This window comes from Spirosoma pulveris, from assembly GCF_054781875.1.
On sequence record NZ_BAAGTO010000001.1, the window covers coordinates 1,434,580 to 1,452,430 of the forward strand.

The 17,851-nt window shown below is 51.0% G+C and carries 19 protein-coding genes; 9 read left to right on the forward strand and 10 right to left on the reverse strand.

The window, feature by feature from the left end; translation table 11 throughout:
- Positions 1–116 precede the first annotated feature (116 nt).
- The gene (locus ACYVJM_RS05835) at positions 117–581 is read right to left on the reverse strand and encodes an Lrp/AsnC family transcriptional regulator (protein WP_461147253.1); all 465 of its coding nucleotides are present in this window, start codon (positions 579–581) and stop codon (positions 117–119) included.
- A gap of 175 nt (positions 582–756) precedes the next feature.
- Between ACYVJM_RS05835 and ald the strand changes: the two genes are divergently transcribed.
- Positions 757–1,887, forward strand: coding sequence for an alanine dehydrogenase (gene ald / locus ACYVJM_RS05840; RefSeq protein WP_461147254.1), 1,131 nt, complete (start codon positions 757–759; stop codon positions 1,885–1,887).
- Between the two features lie 70 nt (positions 1,888–1,957).
- On the opposite strand, the gene ACYVJM_RS05845 is transcribed toward ald, so the two are convergent.
- From ACYVJM_RS05845 to ACYVJM_RS05865, 5 genes are all read right to left on the reverse strand, one after another.
- Positions 1,958–2,245 (reverse strand): hypothetical protein, encoded by a 288-nt coding sequence (locus ACYVJM_RS05845; protein ID WP_461147255.1) that lies wholly within the window; start codon positions 2,243–2,245, stop codon positions 1,958–1,960.
- Between the two features lie 11 nt (positions 2,246–2,256).
- Positions 2,257–3,054 (reverse strand): DUF3298 and DUF4163 domain-containing protein, encoded by a 798-nt coding sequence (locus ACYVJM_RS05850; protein WP_461147256.1) that lies wholly within the window; start codon positions 3,052–3,054, stop codon positions 2,257–2,259.
- A 68-nt stretch (positions 3,055–3,122) separates the two neighbouring features.
- Positions 3,123–3,860: a LytR/AlgR family response regulator transcription factor gene (locus ACYVJM_RS05855; RefSeq protein WP_461147257.1), complete on the reverse strand. Its 738-nt coding sequence runs from the start codon at positions 3,858–3,860 to the stop codon at positions 3,123–3,125.
- Positions 3,861–3,927: 67 nt separating this feature from the next.
- Positions 3,928–5,016 carry a sensor histidine kinase gene (locus tag ACYVJM_RS05860; protein WP_461147258.1) on the reverse strand — a complete coding sequence of 363 codons (1,089 nt, stop codon included), beginning with the start codon at positions 5,014–5,016 and terminating at the stop codon, positions 3,928–3,930.
- Between the two features lie 166 nt (positions 5,017–5,182).
- Complete coding sequence (locus ACYVJM_RS05865) at positions 5,183–5,818, reverse strand: histidine phosphatase family protein (RefSeq protein WP_461147259.1); 636 nt, start codon at positions 5,816–5,818, stop codon at positions 5,183–5,185.
- 68 nt (positions 5,819–5,886) lie between these two features.
- Between ACYVJM_RS05865 and ACYVJM_RS05870 the strand changes: the two genes are divergently transcribed.
- From ACYVJM_RS05870 to ACYVJM_RS05890, 5 genes are all read left to right on the forward strand, one after another.
- Positions 5,887–6,303 (forward strand): hotdog fold thioesterase, encoded by a 417-nt coding sequence (locus ACYVJM_RS05870; protein ID WP_461147260.1) that lies wholly within the window; start codon positions 5,887–5,889, stop codon positions 6,301–6,303.
- Between the two features lie 24 nt (positions 6,304–6,327).
- Positions 6,328–7,356, forward strand: a complete 1,029-nt coding sequence (locus tag ACYVJM_RS05875) for a hypothetical protein (protein ID WP_461147261.1) — start codon at positions 6,328–6,330, stop codon at positions 7,354–7,356.
- Positions 7,357–7,429: 73 nt separating this feature from the next.
- Positions 7,430–9,697, forward strand: coding sequence for an NADP-dependent malic enzyme (locus ACYVJM_RS05880; RefSeq protein ID WP_461147262.1), 2,268 nt, complete (start codon positions 7,430–7,432; stop codon positions 9,695–9,697).
- Between the two features lie 114 nt (positions 9,698–9,811).
- Positions 9,812–10,789, forward strand: coding sequence for a tryptophan--tRNA ligase (trpS, locus tag ACYVJM_RS05885; protein ID WP_461147263.1), 978 nt, complete (start codon positions 9,812–9,814; stop codon positions 10,787–10,789).
- Between the two features lie 112 nt (positions 10,790–10,901).
- Entirely contained in the window at positions 10,902–11,135 is a 234-nt protein-coding gene (locus ACYVJM_RS05890; protein ID WP_461147264.1) for a response regulator transcription factor, read from the forward strand.
- A gap of 82 nt (positions 11,136–11,217) precedes the next feature.
- On the opposite strand, the gene ACYVJM_RS05895 is transcribed toward ACYVJM_RS05890, so the two are convergent.
- Positions 11,218–12,261: a hypothetical protein gene (locus ACYVJM_RS05895; RefSeq protein ID WP_461147265.1), complete on the reverse strand. Its 1,044-nt coding sequence runs from the start codon at positions 12,259–12,261 to the stop codon at positions 11,218–11,220.
- Positions 12,262–12,459: 198 nt separating this feature from the next.
- On the opposite strand from ACYVJM_RS05895, the gene ACYVJM_RS05900 reads away from it, so the two are divergent.
- From ACYVJM_RS05900 to ACYVJM_RS05910, 3 genes are all read left to right on the forward strand, one after another.
- Entirely contained in the window at positions 12,460–13,374 is a 915-nt protein-coding gene (locus tag ACYVJM_RS05900; RefSeq protein ID WP_461147266.1) for a sugar phosphate isomerase/epimerase family protein, read from the forward strand.
- A gap of 3 nt (positions 13,375–13,377) precedes the next feature.
- On the forward strand, positions 13,378–13,953 hold the full coding sequence (locus ACYVJM_RS05905) for a phosphatase PAP2 family protein (protein ID WP_461147267.1): 576 nt from the start codon (positions 13,378–13,380) through the stop codon (positions 13,951–13,953).
- A 112-nt stretch (positions 13,954–14,065) separates the two neighbouring features.
- Positions 14,066–15,220, forward strand: a complete 1,155-nt coding sequence (locus ACYVJM_RS05910) for a glycosyltransferase family 2 protein (RefSeq protein ID WP_461147268.1) — start codon at positions 14,066–14,068, stop codon at positions 15,218–15,220.
- A 40-nt stretch (positions 15,221–15,260) separates the two neighbouring features.
- On the opposite strand, the gene ACYVJM_RS05915 is transcribed toward ACYVJM_RS05910, so the two are convergent.
- The 3 genes from ACYVJM_RS05915 to ACYVJM_RS05925 are packed head-to-tail and all read right to left on the reverse strand — an operon-like array spanning position 15,261 to position 17,764.
- Positions 15,261–15,848: a class I SAM-dependent DNA methyltransferase gene (locus ACYVJM_RS05915; protein ID WP_461147269.1), complete on the reverse strand. Its 588-nt coding sequence runs from the start codon at positions 15,846–15,848 to the stop codon at positions 15,261–15,263.
- Complete coding sequence (locus ACYVJM_RS05920) at positions 15,811–16,605, reverse strand: PIG-L deacetylase family protein (RefSeq protein WP_461147270.1); 795 nt, start codon at positions 16,603–16,605, stop codon at positions 15,811–15,813. The genes ACYVJM_RS05915 and ACYVJM_RS05920 overlap by 38 nt, the downstream gene beginning before the upstream one ends.
- Positions 16,589–17,764 (reverse strand): acyl-CoA dehydrogenase family protein, encoded by a 1,176-nt coding sequence (locus tag ACYVJM_RS05925; protein ID WP_461147271.1) that lies wholly within the window; start codon positions 17,762–17,764, stop codon positions 16,589–16,591. The genes ACYVJM_RS05920 and ACYVJM_RS05925 overlap by 17 nt, the downstream gene beginning before the upstream one ends.
- Between the last annotated feature and the right edge of the window lie 87 nt (positions 17,765–17,851).

A 17,851-nucleotide genomic window follows, 5' to 3' on the forward strand; every position in this document is an offset into this window, starting at 1 on the left:
AGAAATGAAGCGTGGAAGTCAAGCTATGAGTAGTAATTGTCCATTTTACATTTTTCATTATCTCTTTACTTTCCAAGGTTCAGTAAAAAAGGCTCTCCCATACAGGAGAGCCTTTTTTACTCGAGCGGAACGATGGTTGAACTTTTAACATCGGCCATAACAAAAAAGCTGCTGATGTGCAGCGTACCGGGAATGACCGATAGCTGCTCCTGATAGAAATAGTTGTACGTCTCCATATCGCGGCTTACAATCTTGAGCAGGTAATCGAATGTTCCCGATACCCGGTTGCATTCCAGTACATCGGGCAGCAAACGTATAGCCCCTTCAAAGTCGGCGAAAGCATCGCGGGTTTGTCGGTCGAGGGTCACCTGACAGTATACCATCAGTAAATTCCCCAGTTTCTTTTTGTTGAGTATCGTTACGTACCGCTCAATGATACCCTCCCGTTCGAGTCGTTTGATGCGTTCATGAACGGGTGTTTTCGACAGATTGATCTGCTGCCCGATCTCCTGTATCGTTAATCGGGCATTCTGCTGAAGCAACGTAAGTATTTTACGATCGGTTTTATCCAAATTCTCCATAAAGGCATTTTTACGGCTTACATTCGCAAATAAAGGTATTTATAGATTTATTTCCTTACAGATTGCCATCTATTAGCAATTTTTCCTAAAAATAAACTTTCTAATAGAAAACTAGTGCATCAATTTTACCTTTGTACTACGCAACTGAATCACTTTTCCAACGCACGTATACGTTATGGTTATTGGTGTTCCCAAAGAAATTAAGAATAACGAAAACCGCGTTGCACTGACTCCCGCCGGTGTAACCGAACTCCGCAAAGCTGGCCATACCGTATATGTCCAGGTAAATGCGGGTGAGGGCAGTGGTTTTGAAGACGAAGAGTACATTGCCGCCGGCGCTGTCATGCTGCCTACAATTGAAGAGGTGTATGGCATTGCCGAAATGATCATGAAGGTTAAAGAACCAATTGCGTCTGAGTACGATCTCATCAAGCAGGACCAGTTGCTCTTCACCTATTTCCACTTCGCATCTTCGGAAGAACTGACACAGGCCATGCTCGCCAAAGGAGCGGTTTGCCTGGCGTACGAAACCGTTGAGCGTCCTGACCGCAGCTTGCCTTTACTGGTTCCCATGTCGGAAGTAGCGGGGCGCATGGCGATTCAGGAGGGGGCTAAATACCTCGAAAAACCATTGAAAGGCCGTGGCATTCTGCTGGGGGGCGTTCCTGGCGTGAAACCGGCGAACGTGCTTATCCTGGGTGGTGGCATCGTTGGTACACAGGCGGCTAAAATGGCAGCCGGACTGGGCGCCCATGTTACCATCATGGATGTTAGCCTGGCTCGTTTACGTTACCTGTCGGACATTATGCCGCCCAACGTGCAGACCATGATGTCGAACGAATACAACATTCGGGAGATGATTAAAGTCTGTGACCTGATTGTTGGTGCCGTTCTTATTCCGGGTGCAAAAGCTCCTCACCTGATTACCCGTGAGATGCTGAAGCAGATGCGTCCCGGTACGGTATTGGTAGACGTAGCCGTTGACCAGGGCGGTTGCATCGAAACCTGCCACCCAACGACTCACGAAAATCCAACCTTTATTATTGACGGTGTTGTACACTACTGCGTCGCCAATATGCCGGGTGCCGTGCCCTATACCAGCACCCTTGCCTTAACAAACGCTACCCTCCCTTACGCCCTGCAACTCGCCAACAAAGGCTGGCAGAAAGCGTGCCGCGACAATGCCGATCTTAAGATGGGTTTGAATGTGGTGGATGGCAAAATAGTTTATAAAGGCGTTGCCGAAGCATTTAACCTACCCCTTACCGAAGTGAGCACCATGCTGACCGAGGAGGAAATGGCTTAATAAAATATTACCTATTCATCGACAGACGCAGGTCGCATTCGCAAGAATGCGGCCTTTTTTTATCCTCTATTCAGAGCTGCTGCTGAACTAAAACACGCCACTCTTCCTCAAGTGACCCCTCGAAGAACGACGTTTTTGCCCGCCGATACCAGTAGTTCGCGTTAAAACGATCCCCTTCTTTGCGGTGTAAATACGCGTGGAGCCGGTCGTACGGAGGCTCTCCCTCCCGGCTTTGTGCAATGTTGTGAGCTTCCTCCCATTGTTCTTTTGCATCAAACCAGAGCCCTTTCAAGATGGGGTTTAGGCCGGCTGGGGGGGCTGTTTGTGTAAGGGTTGCGGTGAATTGATCGAGTGTCATGTGCGTGTAGATTAAAGCCAGTCCTCGCGCAGTATTCCATTGAGCTGCTCGTAGGGAATGGTTACCCGAATGGGGCCAACGGCGTAGGCCGCAATTTCGTAAGGGTTGTAGTAGAATAGCATCCCTGTGCTGCTCATTCCCACGTTAGCCGGGAGAAAAAAATGACCATCACGTAAAAAGTAGCCCTGCTCTTCAAGGTTATTCAGCGGAGACACCGCCTGCTGTTTACGGAAGGCCTTTTCCACGACAGCCAACAAAGCTGTTGTGTCGGACACCAAGTCGGACAGCGTCAGCAACCGACCGGTTTCGCGGTCAAAATTATACAATGACAGGTTTGTGTTTGGATGGGCACCACCTGTATACGCAAACGTTTCAAACTTGACGGTCAATGCTTTTTGACCAACGTGAAGCGTATCGGCATCGGTTTTCACTTCCCAGCACCCGCCTAAACTGCCCATGTCTTTGCGAACGGTTTCGTAATCGGCAGCAAAGAGGGCGGCCGCTTTGGCAAGGTCTGTCTGCGCCTGAGGATTACTGGCAATTGTGGCACTGTCGAGCCAGCCGGTTATGCTGCTCACGGCCAATCGACGCAGACTGTCATTGATCTTCCGGGCACCGTCTGAGTCATCTTTCAGAAGAATATAGGAAACGCCAACATCGACACCACTGTTTTTAGCGGTGTCGCATCGGTTCTCTCCGGCAAATGTAAATTGTTGTTTATTGAATACTGGCAGCTCCGAATTCCTGGAATGACAAGCGGAGAGTAGTGTAATTGAGCCGCCGAAAAACAGGGCCAGAAAGTACTTCATGTGAACGTTGTAGTAGAACTACACGTAAGTTGCTGATTTATTGATTCCGGCAACCTACGTGCCATAGACTACAAACTTAACAAATCTTTAAATCGAATAGCCTGACGCCGGCTAATTTCAATTTTATCACCACCTCTAAGGGTTACCAGCAACCCACCACTGAACCAGGGTTCTATTTTTTCAATCCATTGCAGATTGATAATGTGTTTGCGATTGGCCCGGAAAAATGTGGCCGGGTTCAGCCGGTCTTCAAGTGCATTCAATGACTTGAGCACGAGTGGCTTTTGGTCATCGAAATACAACCGGACATAATTGCCCATCGACTCAAACAAGCGAACTTTACCCAGTTTAACGAACCAGCATTTCTCGCCGTCCTTTACAAAGACCTGGTCATTCTCACCCAATATCTTTGTCGAAATTCCGATTGAAGCACTACCGGAAGTTTCCGGAATATGCTGTTCCTCTTCCACCCGGTGGATCGCTTCTGATAGCCGGGCCAATTCAACGGGCTTAAGCAGGTAGTCGAGCGCGTTATATTCAAACGCTTTGATGGCATACTCATCGAAGGCCGTTGTGAAAATAACTTCGGGGGTCTTGCCTTCAATGGACTGCAACAACTCGAACCCATTTTTGCCGGGCATCTGAATATCCAGGAACAAGAGTTCCGGCTCCAGTTCTTCGATCATTGGCAGTGCTTCGTCCGCGTTGGCGGCTTCACCGATAATCTGAACTTTTGGGAAATTTTCAAGCAGCCGGCGTAGTTCGTTGCGAGCCAGGCGTTCATCGTCAATAATAAGCGTCTTCATTCGTTTTTTTAGCTTTTGAATTCAGGAGCAACAACAGGTCGAAGGGAGCAGATTTACCGATATCGTATTAGTCCAGACTCTTTACGGCAGCCTCTTTTCGGCGGAATATACTTTCAGACTGGGCCGGAATAGTTATTTCGGCACAGACAATCGGGCCGCTTTCTGAGGATTCTTCTTCCTGGAAAATTTGAAACCGGGCATCGGGGCCGTACAGTAACTCCAGACGTTGGGCGGTATTGGCCAGCCCAAATCCGCCCGAAGCGCTCTTATCGCCCAGCACACCTGTATTGCGAATGATGATGTGGAGTTTATCGGCAACCAGGTTTGAGCGAACCTCAATAAATCCGCCCCGAATGGCCGTTGATACCCCATGTTTAATAGCATTTTCAACCAATGTTTGCAGCATCATGGGCGGTACCTGCCAAAACAACGTCCGCCCGTCGAGTTCAATATGTGATGTCAGCCGATCTTCATACCGTACCTTTTCGAGGGCCAGATAGTCCTCGACGGTTTTTATTTCTTCGCGCAGCTCAACGGTTTTCCGCCGGTCGGCGAGGAGCGAATTACGGAGCAGATTCGAAAGTTGGGTGATACTCTGCTGCGCTTTAGCCGGATTTTCGAACACCAGGGCCCGAATGCTGTTCAGGGCATTGAACACGAAATGAGGGTTCAGCTGCGACCGTAATACTTTAGCTTCTGTTTCGCGAATACTGGTTTTTAAAAGGATCTTTTCAATTTCGGCGTTGCGGTTCTCTTCCACATAATGATAGGCCGTATAGCTCAATACCCAGGCAAGCATCGTTTTACCAAAGGTCATAATGTACCCAAATACGGGCCAGGGTTCATCGATCAGATGCTGCGGCACAATCAGTCGATCCATGGGCAGGTTTACCATGGTCATAATCAATGCCAGTACAAAAACAGATAACAGCACACGCGGAGCTAAGCGAAAAAAGGGCAGCCGTACCCAGTTCCACCGCCGAATCATAAGCCGGTAGAGGTGAGTCAGAGTAATACCCAAAAATATATTGGCAATGGCTAAATAGAGCGTGTCCGGGTCAAAGCCATCTTCCAGCAGGTAGGCAATATACTCCACCAGAATGAGGAGCGACCACCCAAATAACTGACAAAACCAATATATTTTCTGTTTAGACATACCTGTTTCCTATGGCGCTGCCGGTCAAAAAGCGAATATACTGAATAAGGCGTCGGATGGCCGTTACATACTACACCAGTGGAGTAAAAGGAGGAAGGCCGGGCCATCTGGCGGAGAAACGAAAAAGCGGGACTTTCGTCACCGCTTTTCTTTGAATCGTATGAAATCACGCGAGGGCCAGCGACAATAAGTGGGCTGTGTCGTTCGCCAGTTCGATGGTAAAGGTTTCCGTTTCATAGCTGTACTGTAGTTTGTACAGACACAGATTGCTGTGCTCAAACTGGTCCATTGTCGACAGCGGCTGGTTAGTTAGCCAGCAAAGCAGAATACGCATAGCCCGACCGTGCATGGCCACCAGAATAATTGACTCATCGGGGTGGGAAAGGATGATGTCAATGGCCACTTTCTGCCGGTCGGCAACCTGTTCAGGGCTCTCCCCACCATCGGTCGTCTGATTGGTTTTTCCCGACTCCCAAGCTTCGATCAGATTCCGGTAATATTCGTTATCCAGATTTCCCGGGGCTTTTCCCTCCATTACACCCCAGCTGATCTCGTTGAGGCCCGTCAATTTTTCGAACGGTAACCCTAGCTCAATGAAGGGCTCAGCGGTTTGGAAAGTCCGCTTCAGACCTGAGATGTAAATCTTGTTGAAAGGTACATGCTGATAGGCGTGAAAGAATGCCTGCGCCTGCGCCCGTCCCATATCGTTGAGGTCTGAGTCTACACCACTGCCCTGTACAACGCCCCGCCGGTTGTAGTCGGTTTCGCCATGGCGAATCAGATAAATTGTTTTTTGTATCAAGCCCGTGTCCTTGCCTATTGGCAAATTTTCCCAAATTTGAGTGCAAAATTACATAAAACACGCTCTTTATGAAAGCTGACGTAGACTTAACTGCGCTTGATTTTATCCATACCGATTCTATTGGCACACATTTAGGCATTGAGTTTACAGAAGCCGGCGAAGGGTATCTACTAGCCCGGATGCCCGTCGACAAGCGTACCCACCAGCCGTTTGGCATTTTGCACGGAGGAGCCTCCGTTGTGCTAGCCGAAACGCTGGGTAGCGTAGCGTCTTACCTGATGCTGGACGATCCCACCAAACAACGGGCGGTGGGTCTGGAAATCAATGCCAACCACATCCGCTCGGTGCGCGATGGCTGGGTTTACGGCCGCTGTACACCCATTCACGTAGGCCGTACCACCCACGTTTGGGACATTCGCATTACGGATGAACAAAACAAGCTTGTCTGCGTAAGTCGGTTAACCATTGCCGTCATCGGGAGTTAAGCGCATACCTCCAACATTCGTTTTATGGTAGCCCAACAGGAAGAGACGTTTCGAATAAGCAGGCGTATTATATATTGGCTACTGTTTGGCCTTTTTATGATTGTGGCGGCAACGATTGTTTTGCCCCTTTTTATTGCTCTGGCCGGGCAGCCTTACCCTGACCTTAGTTTCGCCCCTTTTTATGGGGCTGCCTGCGCGTTTATATGGATACCCTATCTAACCGAATGTTGGCGTCTGACTACGGCAATAACCCTCACCGACCAGGGCTTCCATATTCGGAAACTAGCTCAAAAATCCCGTCAGTTTCACTACAGCGATTGTCTAGCGTATAATGAACGGAAGGAAATTGGTCGGGGAGACTCGTTTCTAGTATTGACGGTCTATCTGAAAAATGATTTCTTTATCGTTAAGTCAAATGCGTTTCCTGACTATGAGCGTATAAAGGCTCACTTCTGTCAATTTGGCGAGTTGATCCCCTACCGGAGAGTGGTGACTCTACCGGAACGGAATCGACTTCGCGTGCTTTTGTCCAGCCTGGCCATGTTTATTATAGCCAATATCGTTTTTGGCTATCTGGCCCATAACCGTGTTGACCATACAAGGGCAAGGCTGACTGCCGTGACTGATGTAGTTGACCGAATCACGGAAAACCGCCCCAAAGGAAGTTTCAAGGGGGTTTACTTTCGGCTGCGCCGATGGCCGGAGTTAAGCTTTTACGCCAGTCGGAGAGCTTACACCCTACCCCTGCAACCGCTTAAACAGGTGATTCGTGTCAATCAGCCAATTACGCTGCTGATTCCGGAGAGTGAGTTTCGCAAAAAGATCACCCACACAGAGCCCCTGACCATCGGCGACAAATACATCAATTACGGTCTGGTTTCAGTATATGGCATTTACCAGGATCATACCGCGCGGATTCGGGCGGTAGAGCCCGCACTTGAACCAACCCGGACAAATCCTTTATTTCGCACCATTCTGCTCGTTTTTTTGCTGCTGATATGTTGGACGGGGTGGGTTTATGTGGACCGACACCAGGTTATCCGAACAGATTGATACGCTACCCGGCTCACTTTTTACGTACCTTCGCGCTCCAATCAGCGAGACAACAATCCTCGTCATCAACAGTATGAATCAGAAAATACGGCGCGAAGATGCCCTCGACTACCACGCCAAAGGGCGGCCGGGAAAACTTGAAGTCGTGCCCACCAAAGAATACAGCACGCAGCGCGACCTTTCACTTGCCTACTCTCCCGGCGTTGCCGAACCGTGTCTGGCCATTGAAGCTAACCGCGACGATGCCTTCAAGTACACCGCCAAAGGGAACCTGGTGGCCGTTATCAGCAACGGTACGGCCGTTTTAGGACTGGGTAATATTGGACCGGACGCCAGCAAACCCGTTATGGAAGGCAAAGGGCTGCTGTTCAAGATTTATTCCGATATCGACGTTTTCGACCTTGAGCTGAACACCACTGATATCGACGAGTTTGTGCGGACGGTCAAGATTCTGGAACCGACTTTTGGCGGTGTGAACCTGGAAGATATCAAAGCACCGGAATGTTTCGAAATTGAAGAACGACTCAAACGGGAGATGAACATTCCGGTCATGCATGACGACCAGCATGGCACGGCCATTGTGAGTGGTGCCGCGTTGCTCAACGCGCTTGAGCTGGTTCATAAGCCGATCGAGACGGCTAAATTCGTCATCCTGGGCGCGGGGGCAGCCGCTATATCGTGCGCCCGCCAGTACATTGCCCTGGGAGCCAAACACGAAAACATGGTGATGTTCGATGTGAACGGCCCGCTTCGCACCGACCGCACCGACCTCAGCGAACTCATGAAACCGTTTGCTACCAGCCGCGACATAAAAACGCTGGAAGACGCCTTTGCCGGAGCCGACGTGTTTGTGGGCTTGTCGAAGGGAAATATCGTCAGTCAGGATATGATTCGCCTGATGGCTAAAGACGCCGTTGTGTTTGCCATGGCCAATCCGAATCCGGAAATCAGTTACGATGATGCCATGGCCGCCCGCCCCGACATTATCATGGCCACAGGCCGATCCGATTACCCCAATCAGGTGAATAACGTGCTCGGTTTTCCGTACATTTTCCGGGGAGCGCTGGACGTTCGGGCTACAGAAATCAACGAAGCCATGAAGTTGGCCGCTACCTACGCGCTGGCCGAGTTAGCCAAAAAGCCCGTACCTGATCTGGTCAACCTGGCTTATGGTGAGTCGAACATGGTCTTTGGCCGGACGTATATCCTGCCAAAACCTGTTGACCCACGGCTGCTCTCTACCGTGGCTCCGGCAGTGGCGAAAGCCGCCATCGAGTCGGGGGTGGCGCGGTCGCCCATTACGGATTGGGAAGCCTACGAACACCAGCTCGCCCGCCGACTTGGACAGGATAACCAAATTTCGCGGGTTATTCTGACGAAAGCCAAAGCGAACCCTAAACGGGTTGTTTTTGCCGATGCCGAAAACCTGAAAGTGCTGAAAGCGGCTCAGCAGGTACGGGACGAAGGCATTGCTCTCCCGATTTTGCTGGGCGAACGCGCCAAAATTGAGCGGCTCATTCAGGAAAACAGCCTCGACTTGGGACACATCCCGATTCTCGATCCCCGTGCGCCTGAGCAGGCAGGGCTGATCGAGAAGTTCGCGAACGCGTATTTCGACAAGCGAAAACGCAAGGGTGTCAACCCGACCGAATCGCGGAAGATGATGTATTACCGCAATTATTTTGGGGCCATGATGGTCGAAACCGGGGAAGCCGATGCCCTGATTTCGGGTTTGACGGGTTCGTATCCCGAAACCATCCGGCCAGCCCTCCAGATTATCGGCAAAGAGCCGGGGGTGAAACGTGTAGCGGGTATGTACATTCTGCTCACCAAACGCGGTCCGTTGTTCTTCTCCGATACCACCGTCAACTTCAACCCCACAGCGGAAGAGATCGTTGAAATTACTGAACTGACCGCTCAAACGGTTGAGCGATTTAACATAAAGCCCCGGATTGCGCTGGTCACTTACTCGAACTTTGGCAGTGCCAAAGGCGAAGACGCGGAGAAGATGAATCGGGCTGTCGAGATTTTACAACGCAAACACCCCGATCTGGTCGTTGATGGGGAAATTCAGGCCCACTTAGCCTTCAATACCGAGCTGCTTCAGCAAAACCACCCATTTAGCAAGCTGGTTGGTGAAGGGGCCAATACACTCATTTTCCCGAACCTGTCGGCGGCCAACATCGCCTACAACCTAATGAGTGAAGCGGCCGGGTTCGATGCTATCGGGCCTATTCTGCTCGGCATCCGCAAGCCGGTTTATGTGTTGCAGTTGGGCTCCTCGGAGCGCGAAATTGTCAACATGGTCGCCATTGCGGTTGTTGAAGCACAAGGGAAGTAAGAAGTAAGTATCAGGAGTGAGGAGCCAGGAGTGAGGAGGGCTGACGCGTCAGCAAAAAACACGCGTCAGCCCTCCTCACTCCTGGCTCCTCACTCCTCACTCCTATAAAAAAACATGTCACGAATTTTAACAGGTATTCAGAGCAGCGGTCGACCGCATTTAGGGAACATTCTGGGGGCCATTAAGCCCGCCATCGACTTGTCCAAAGAGGCTGACAATGAGTCATTTTTATTCATTGCGGATCTTCATTCGCTCACGACCATTAAAGACGGCCCTACGCGTCGGGAGTTTACGCGAGCCGTGGCGGCTACCTGGCTGGCCTTTGGACTGGACACCGCCAAGAACACATTCTGGCGGCAGTCGCGGGTGGCCGAGCATACAGAACTGGCGTGGCACCTGAGCTGCTTTACCCCCGTTCCGATGCTGAACAACGCTACATCGTTCAAGGAAAAATCGGATCGGTCCGCTGGTCCGGTCAATACGGGACTGTTCGTTTACCCCGTTTTGCAGGCCGCCGATATTCTGCTTTACGACGCCGAGATCATCCCCGTCGGCAAAGACCAGCGGCAACACATTGAAATGACCCGCGACATTGCCAGTGCGTTCAACAGACAATACGACGAAGAGGTGTTTGTCCTGCCCGAAGCGCGTATCGATGACCGGCTCATGACGATTCCGGGTATCGATGGGGCCAAAATGAGTAAGTCGTACAACAATTACATCGACATTTTCCTGCCGGAAAACGAGCTATGGAAAGTGGTCAAGAAAATTAAGTCGGACTCGACACCACTCGAAGACCCTAAAGACCCCGATACCGACATTACCTTTCAGTTGTATTCGTTACTGGCTCCGGACGCAAAAATTGCCGAGATGCGCAGTCTGTACGAAGGAGGGAATTATGGGTACGGGATGGCGAAAAAAGCATTTTACGAGCTCATTCTGGAGCAGTTTGCCGAAGAGCGTGAGCGGTTCACTTTTTACATGACCAACAACGATGCCCTCGAAGCCGAACTTCAGGCGGGCGAAGCCAAAGCGAGGGTTGTAGCGGGTCAGACAATTGCGCGAGTACGTGAAAAACTAGGTTTTAACTAACTGAAAGCCAGAAAACAACCGTTAACACAGATGATTTGGTAAAAAGCGCGGGCTCTGTTTATTTTCACCGTAATCTACCGAAGTGAACACCCAACTCTCCATATCCTGAATCATGACTGATCAACGTCCTCCCTACAATCTGAATTCAGTTAAGCTGAATCCACGCGAACGTCATTTTCTACAACTGGCGTGCTCCGAATTAACGTACGTTCAAATTGCCGACCAAATGTGCGTCAGTCCACGTACAGTGGATGGGTATCGTGAAACGCTTTTCGAACGATTCAGTGTAAAAAGTAGGGTTGGTCTGGCACTATGGGCCGTGCGAACCGGCCTGGTAACGCCCTGATTTTATTGCTTGAGTGTATAAAATTGTCCTGAAAAAGAGGTGCCCAGTGGGCACCTCTTTTTGTTATAGTCTATCCAAAATACTACTTACCCGGACCGGCATTTCCGGGCGGACGACGAGCCGTATTGCGGATATTGACCAGTTTAAGCAACAGATCGAACCAGAATGGGGCGCCAAACGAGAGCGCGGCAGCGGTCAGCAGCCAGCCTAAAAACGCAATGACATGATCCTGTCCCGGTAACCAGGGGCCTTGTTTACCGGTCAATACCCAGCCAACCGGTAACTTTAGATCGGCTACCCGGCTTTTCACGAAATCGACATAAACTGCCTGTACCACAAGGCTATCGGCTCCGGTGAGCGAAGATTTAATCTGGATCTTCCTGCTGTCGCGAGAATCTATTGTAACGAGGCTGGAGTCGTACCGGGCCAGCTGACTGACAAAAGCTGTATCTTGTTTGAAGGAAGCTCCTCCATCGACCGTCGTTTTTACGGCGGCATCGACCAATCGATCGCGCAGGCCGTTGTCGTTAAAGAGCTGATTAGTGAGGTGAATGGTATCGACATTCAGCACGAGGGTTACGGCAATGGAAACACCCCACACCACACCCTGTGCGTAACGCTTAAACCAGCCCGAAACTTGCTCCATGTAGCCGTTATACCATTTCTCCAACTCCGATTTAAACATCTGAAAGTTGTCGGACTTGGCCAGTAGGGGTTCAATTAAGTCAATGACGGTCTTGAACTTTTCTGCACTGGGTTGGCTGCTGAGTTGCCTGATCTTGGCAAACGTCGCTTCTGTGGGCTTGAGTCCCGGCGGCAACGGCCCGGCCGAGCGGGTTAATAAGTCAATCAGCACCGTTGAAAACGACTCGGCCGAGAGATAGTTGATGGGCTTCCTAAATCCGGCAAACCGCTGTTCCTTGATTTTTGTGAGCTGATGATCAAAAAACTCATCATTCAGAACGGTGCCCAGTAATTTGTCCAGCGCGATTCGAAGCATACGCGCCCGTTGCTCGATCAGGCTGTTGATCAGTTCGACAATGCCCGAAACAAAAACGCTGAAAACAAAAAAGATGAAAATGAGCCCAATGGCCACATCGAGCAGCGTGGATATATTAATATGCATGGCAGAAACCAGTTTCAGGTGGGGTTCCAAAGATATAACTATTCAGTTAATCCAATCATAGTCAACTAATTGAACGGCATATCTATGTATAGTAACCGTTGTTATTTAGTAGGTTTTTTAGCCTGTCCCGTAACAATCGATTAACTTAGCCCGCCATTTCCCGATAAACCGGTCAGTACCATAAACCTACAGTATTCCATGCTTAACCTTGGCTTTGTTTCGGCTATTCTGGCCGACTATGATCTCAACAGCGTGTTAAAATTTGCCTCAGAGCATCAATTTAAGTGTGTTGAATTGATGTGCTGGCCGTCGGGAAATGCCGATGCACGTCGGTATGCCGGGGTAACGCACATTGATGTCGACAATCTGCATGTCGATCAGATCCATAACCTGACCCGACTCTATCGGGTGTCGATTTCAGGTCTGGGGTATTACCCCAATCCGCTCGACCCCAACCCGGAACAGGCCGAATTTTACCGCGAACATATTAAGAAGATCATTCGGGCAGCTGCCCGGCTGGGTGTTCCGGTGGTCAACACATTCATTGGTCGAAATCCATCGCTGAGCATTACGGATAACCTTAAACTATACGCCGAGCACTGGCCAGCCATCGTAAAGGAAGCGGAAGCCTGTAACGTAAAAATAGGCATTGAAAACTGCCCCATGTGGTTCACGGACGATGAATGGCCGGGCGGCAAAAATCTCGCTACCACGCCTGCCGTCTGGGATCGTATGTTTGAGATTATCCCCTCCCGGGCGCTGGGCCTCAACTACGACCCGAGCCACCTGATCTGGCAGATGATGGATGAAGTGAAACCTATTTACGATTATCGCGACCGCCTGCACCACATCCACCTGAAAGATGTAAAACTGTACCGTGATAAATTGAACCGGGTAGGCATTATGGCCAACCCACTGGAATACCACTCACCCAAACTGCCCGGCCTGGGCGATGTTCGCTGGCGTGACTTTTTTGCCGCCCTGACCGACGTTCGTTACCGCGGACCGGTCTGTATTGAGGTGGAAGACAAAGCCTACGAAAGCCAAGCGGAGGATGTGAAAACCGCCATCCTGACGGCCCGCAACTACCTAAGTCAGTTTCTGGTTCTGTAATTCATGATCGACGCACTTAATCAACTGGACATCCGGTTTTTTCTTTGGCTCAATGGTCGCTACCTGCCCTGGCTGGACCCGATCATGATCTGGATCACGGAGCGAAACAGCTGGATTCCATTTTATGCGCTCCTGATCGGCTGGCTGATTTATCGGTATCGCCAACAGGCCATCGGGTTCATTTTAACCATTATCCTGTCGGTAGCCCTGGCCGATCAGGTGGCGTCTTCAATCATCAAGCCCCTCGCCCACCGGCTGCGGCCCTGCCATGAACTTTCCCTTCAAAAACTAATTCATCCGGTGCTTGAATGTGGCGGTCAGTATGGTTTCTGTTCCTCGCACGCATCGACTACGTTTGCCCTCGCAGCCAGCCTTTGGCTGATGCTGGGAATCGAACACCGCTGGCTGCGGTGGGGCTTTTTGTGGGCCGCCGTGGTGTCTTACAGCCGGATCTACGTGGCCGCTCACTATCCGCTCGATGTACTCGCCGGCACTGGCGTCGGCATATTGGCAGCGGCCCTTTGCGTAACTGGTTTCAGGAAATGGCAGCGGCAGTCCCGAAGCCGTAAAATAGCCTGATCAATTTCTGCCAATAACTTCCGGTGCGGCCGCCAACAATCCGGCGTACAGATGGTTAAAAACTACGACGTGTCCGCACAAAATTTTCGCATACGGACCCACGAGCAGTTCTATGCAAGCTTATATCACGGAGACTAATGACACCGCTGGCAACCAGTTTTTGTTTAACCAAACAGCGCCTTCATCAACCCTGCAACTATCTGTAATTGTGCCGGCACGAAATGAAGCGTATCATTTAACCGACACGCTGGATTCGTTGCGTAATCAATTTAACAGCAACGACTTACCTATCAATCCAGCCCTTTACGAAGTCCTTTTACTGGCCAATAACTGCACCGATAATTCATACGAGGTGGCGCATCGGTACCAGCATCGATATCCAACATTTCCCCTTCACATTGCTCAGATTCATTTACCACCCGACAAAGCAAATATCGGTACGGTTAGGCGGCTGCTGATGGATGAAGCGTACCGGCGGCTAACCGGGAGTGGTCATCCGAACGGTATCATTGCTTCGACCGATGGAGACACGATTGTCGACCGGCACTGGATTCAGAGTATCATGACCGAGATTGCGAATGGCAACGATGCCGTTGGCGGACGAATTTTAACCCGCCCCGATCAGAGTCAGGTTCGTCTGTATCACCTGCGCGATGTAATGTACCGATCTTTGGTTGCCAAAGCTGAAGCCCAATTCGACCCTTGTATACACGATCCCTGGCCCCGGCATTTTCAGCACTTCGGCGCCAGCATTGCCGTGACTTGCCAAATGTATGACCGGGTGGGCCGACTTCCCGAAACACCATTTCTGGAGGACGAAGCGTTTTATCGGGCGTTACTTCGAATGGATGCCAAGGTTCGGAAAAGCCCCCTCGTTAAAGTCTATACCTCTACGCGAACGCAGGGTCGGGTGGCCGTTGGCTTTTCGGAACAGCTCCGATACTGGTCGGCCATGACCGAAACCAATCAATGTCAGTTGGCCCAACCGGCAGAAGCGGTCATTACGCAACTTCGTAACCGCCAGCAGCTTCGGATATGCTGGCAGCAGCGAAAGCAGCCGGTTCAAATCCACTTACTGCAACGTATCGCCAGCGAACTACTGATCGATTTCGACTGGCTGGCCGCGGAACTCAGGCAAAATTGTTTCTTTGGCTCCCTGTGGGAAAAGGTTGAGGAAAAAATGACAACGGGAGCCTGGGCTACTCATTGGAAACCCGTTCCGATTACGGTTGCCATCCAGAGCTTACGGACCAGCCTGGCCTCCTGATACGTTCCTGTCGTACCGACGCGACGGTCGGTACTACACTTCAGACCTTTTGAAACAAATCCAGCCGATACGTTTCTGCGCGCTGCCCCAACAGATGTTTCAGCGGTTGATCAGGGCCAGCCATTTTCATGAACTCGTCGTGAACCTGATCACCCGTCAGCGGATAATCGTGGACAACCGGCGTCCAGTGAACCAATAACAAATGGCCATTTTGGGTCAACTGGTCCAGCATTTTTCGGCGCGCCCGTTGGAGGTCTTCCATAGCCAGGTAATACCCCACTTCCGATAACAGTATTAAATCGAACGCCCCCTCAGGAAACTCATCCGGAATGCTCAGTTGCCGAACAGTTACCTGTTTATAGGGCTCCAGCCGGGCACGGGCCGTTTTTAGCGGGAGTTCACTGGCATCAACGGCTAACAGGGCCTCACACCGATCGGCCAGCAGTTGACTGAGCACCCCAATAGAACACCCGATTTCGAAGGCATTTGTATATCGTTCACGAGGCAATGCCGCCAGCGTAGCTTCGTATTTTGCCCGCTCGTAGGGACTGGTTTCAAAAGCCCAGGGGTCATTGCTGGCCCGGTAGACATCATCGAAATAGCTGGTACTCAGACTGGGCGCTGGCATAATGAGGCTCACGGTTAGGTTGTTCCAGAAACAATTCTCTCGGCTCCCTGAAATGCTCCAGCAATTCGGGAGAAAGGTAAAAAGCGGTGGGGTCATCGTCGATCATCCGGCTAACCTGCGAGCGATGCGCGGCAATAGCCCGGTTGCGCAGGTCCATGACCGATTCGATCGGAATACGCCATGCCAGCATTTCGTTTTCTACCGGCATGTCCTGCTCCGTACCCAATTCCCACAACCAGATCAGGTATTCCAGTACACGGGGTTTGTACTGAAGTTTATCAACGGCAGCCATCAGTTGATGCCAGCTCGCCCGGTGGTCGCGGTGGGGGTCGCGTCGCCAGGGTACAAGCACCGTTGTTGGCTTATAGATCGTCAACAGATCATGTATGCAGTCGACTGCATTATAAAAATAAGGGCTGTCGGGCAAAGCAACCCGTGTATCCTTCTGCCGCATAAAAATGACATTTCCGGTCGGCACCCCTAAGATACCGAGCGCTTCCAGCGCTTCCAGTTCGCGCACTTGCCGGAGCCGCTCGGCCGGATAGCTCGCCGAATTGGGGTGCGACATGGTGCCGTCACTGATGAACAGCACATGTACAGCATAACCCCGTTGGCACAATTGGGCAATAGTCCCTCCGCATCCTAATGATTCATCATCGGGGTGCGGGGCAATTACGAAAGTATCCCCAAGGGTATCGAGGTCGGCCGTACGGGCTAAATCGTCCAGAGCGTGCGCTTTATCATTGCCAGAGTTCATGTGCATTTTGTTGAGTATCAAGAACAAATCGACCAATATCGAGTAATGTGGCATCGGGTGCCGGTTGCCGGAGGTAAAACGTCAGGTCACGGTGAATCCGCTCAAATGGCAGCGGACGCATCAACCCACGAGCACCCACCGATCGCTCGGCGAGGGGCATTATCCGCAGGCAGATCTCTTCGATGTTCGTGCGGGTCATGTTCGCGTAGGCGACAATTTTATCGGCGCTGTTTCCCCTGGCCTGCCATTCATCGGTTTTCAGCCCGGCGCTGTTAATCCACTGATTGCCCGATTCGATCAGGCAAGCCATTTCAGCCAGTCGCGTTCGCTGAAAAGCATCATCGGTACGGCCCATCGACGCTAGAAACGATCTTGTTGCATCGAACAAAGCTTCTGCCCCACCCAGCTGAACGGCCGCAAACCGAATAGCCCCTCCACTAAAATATGGTTGCCGATAATAATCGTCGGGTTGCCCCAGCAGATCCTCTTCATCAATTTCTACGCCGGTAAAGTCCAGCTTATAGCTAATAGAGGCCCGCATACCCAGGGGTTGCCAGAACCGATCATCCTGCGGAATTGGCTGCACTCGCTCGGTAGGAACGATGCACATTTGCCAGCCCGCTTTTGAACCGCCGACGAGCTGCCCTGTGACAAGTGGCCGCTGGATGGAGCCCGCGCCGGAGCAAAACGTTTTTGATCCTTCAAGCCGGTAACGCCCATTCCCAAGAGGGTGGATTTTTACGCCGTCGGCAGCCTGGGTGTTCCAGACACTGAACAAACGATGATGCTGACTTACATCGGCAAACCAAGTCTTTTTTTGCGTTGGTGTGGCGTACTGACGGATCAAACTCAAGGCATTGATGTGTCCTTCATAGACCCGCCCAACCGCCAGATTAGCCGCCCCGATCCGCTTCAGCAACTGCAACAGCCCGGCCATCCGGGGTAGTTGACCGTCGAGCTGATGGTTCGGTAACGTAACCGCCAATAGGCCCGCGTTAGCCAATTCGTTGAATGCTTCGTCCGGAAATGTCTTCTCATTATCGGTTTCAGCCGCAAGGGCATGAATCCGGGCAAGTAAGTCCGTTAACTGACTCGAATTGACGCTTACCGACGGTTTTGGTATAGACTCTATCACCAGGGTAGTAGTGGGAACTTCCATACCTCTTTAAGTTATTGTTTGTCGAATTGTTTTGTTTTTTGGTGCCTATTTATGGGTCTTTCTAGCGACTGGTTTGTCCCCGTTAAT

What these genes read in the sequence shown, in the direction of transcription:
- ACYVJM_RS05835 (WP_461147253.1), bottom strand. Translation starts at nt 581, where the DNA reads ATGGAGAATTTGGATAAAACCGATCGTAAAATACTTACGTTGCTTCAG.
- ald (WP_461147254.1), top strand. Translation starts at nt 757, where the DNA reads ATGGTTATTGGTGTTCCCAAAGAAATTAAGAATAACGAAAACCGCGTT.
- ACYVJM_RS05845 (WP_461147255.1), bottom strand. Translation starts at nt 2,245, where the DNA reads ATGACACTCGATCAATTCACCGCAACCCTTACACAAACAGCCCCCCCA.
- ACYVJM_RS05850 (WP_461147256.1), bottom strand. Translation starts at nt 3,054, where the DNA reads ATGAAGTACTTTCTGGCCCTGTTTTTCGGCGGCTCAATTACACTACTC.
- ACYVJM_RS05855 (WP_461147257.1), bottom strand. Translation starts at nt 3,860, where the DNA reads ATGAAGACGCTTATTATTGACGATGAACGCCTGGCTCGCAACGAACTA.
- ACYVJM_RS05860 (WP_461147258.1), bottom strand. Translation starts at nt 5,016, where the DNA reads ATGTCTAAACAGAAAATATATTGGTTTTGTCAGTTATTTGGGTGGTCG.
- ACYVJM_RS05870 (WP_461147260.1), top strand. Translation starts at nt 5,887, where the DNA reads ATGAAAGCTGACGTAGACTTAACTGCGCTTGATTTTATCCATACCGAT.
- ACYVJM_RS05875 (WP_461147261.1), top strand. Translation starts at nt 6,328, where the DNA reads ATGGTAGCCCAACAGGAAGAGACGTTTCGAATAAGCAGGCGTATTATA.
- ACYVJM_RS05880 (WP_461147262.1), top strand. Translation starts at nt 7,430, where the DNA reads ATGAATCAGAAAATACGGCGCGAAGATGCCCTCGACTACCACGCCAAA.
- trpS (WP_461147263.1), top strand. Translation starts at nt 9,812, where the DNA reads ATGTCACGAATTTTAACAGGTATTCAGAGCAGCGGTCGACCGCATTTA.
- ACYVJM_RS05890 (WP_461147264.1), top strand. Translation starts at nt 10,902, where the DNA reads ATGACTGATCAACGTCCTCCCTACAATCTGAATTCAGTTAAGCTGAAT.
- ACYVJM_RS05895 (WP_461147265.1), bottom strand. Translation starts at nt 12,261, where the DNA reads ATGCATATTAATATATCCACGCTGCTCGATGTGGCCATTGGGCTCATT.
- ACYVJM_RS05900 (WP_461147266.1), top strand. Translation starts at nt 12,460, where the DNA reads ATGCTTAACCTTGGCTTTGTTTCGGCTATTCTGGCCGACTATGATCTC.
- ACYVJM_RS05905 (WP_461147267.1), top strand. Translation starts at nt 13,378, where the DNA reads ATGATCGACGCACTTAATCAACTGGACATCCGGTTTTTTCTTTGGCTC.
- ACYVJM_RS05910 (WP_461147268.1), top strand. Translation starts at nt 14,066, where the DNA reads ATGCAAGCTTATATCACGGAGACTAATGACACCGCTGGCAACCAGTTT.
- ACYVJM_RS05915 (WP_461147269.1), bottom strand. Translation starts at nt 15,848, where the DNA reads ATGCCAGCGCCCAGTCTGAGTACCAGCTATTTCGATGATGTCTACCGG.
- ACYVJM_RS05920 (WP_461147270.1), bottom strand. Translation starts at nt 16,605, where the DNA reads ATGAACTCTGGCAATGATAAAGCGCACGCTCTGGACGATTTAGCCCGT.
- ACYVJM_RS05925 (WP_461147271.1), bottom strand. Translation starts at nt 17,764, where the DNA reads ATGGAAGTTCCCACTACTACCCTGGTGATAGAGTCTATACCAAAACCG.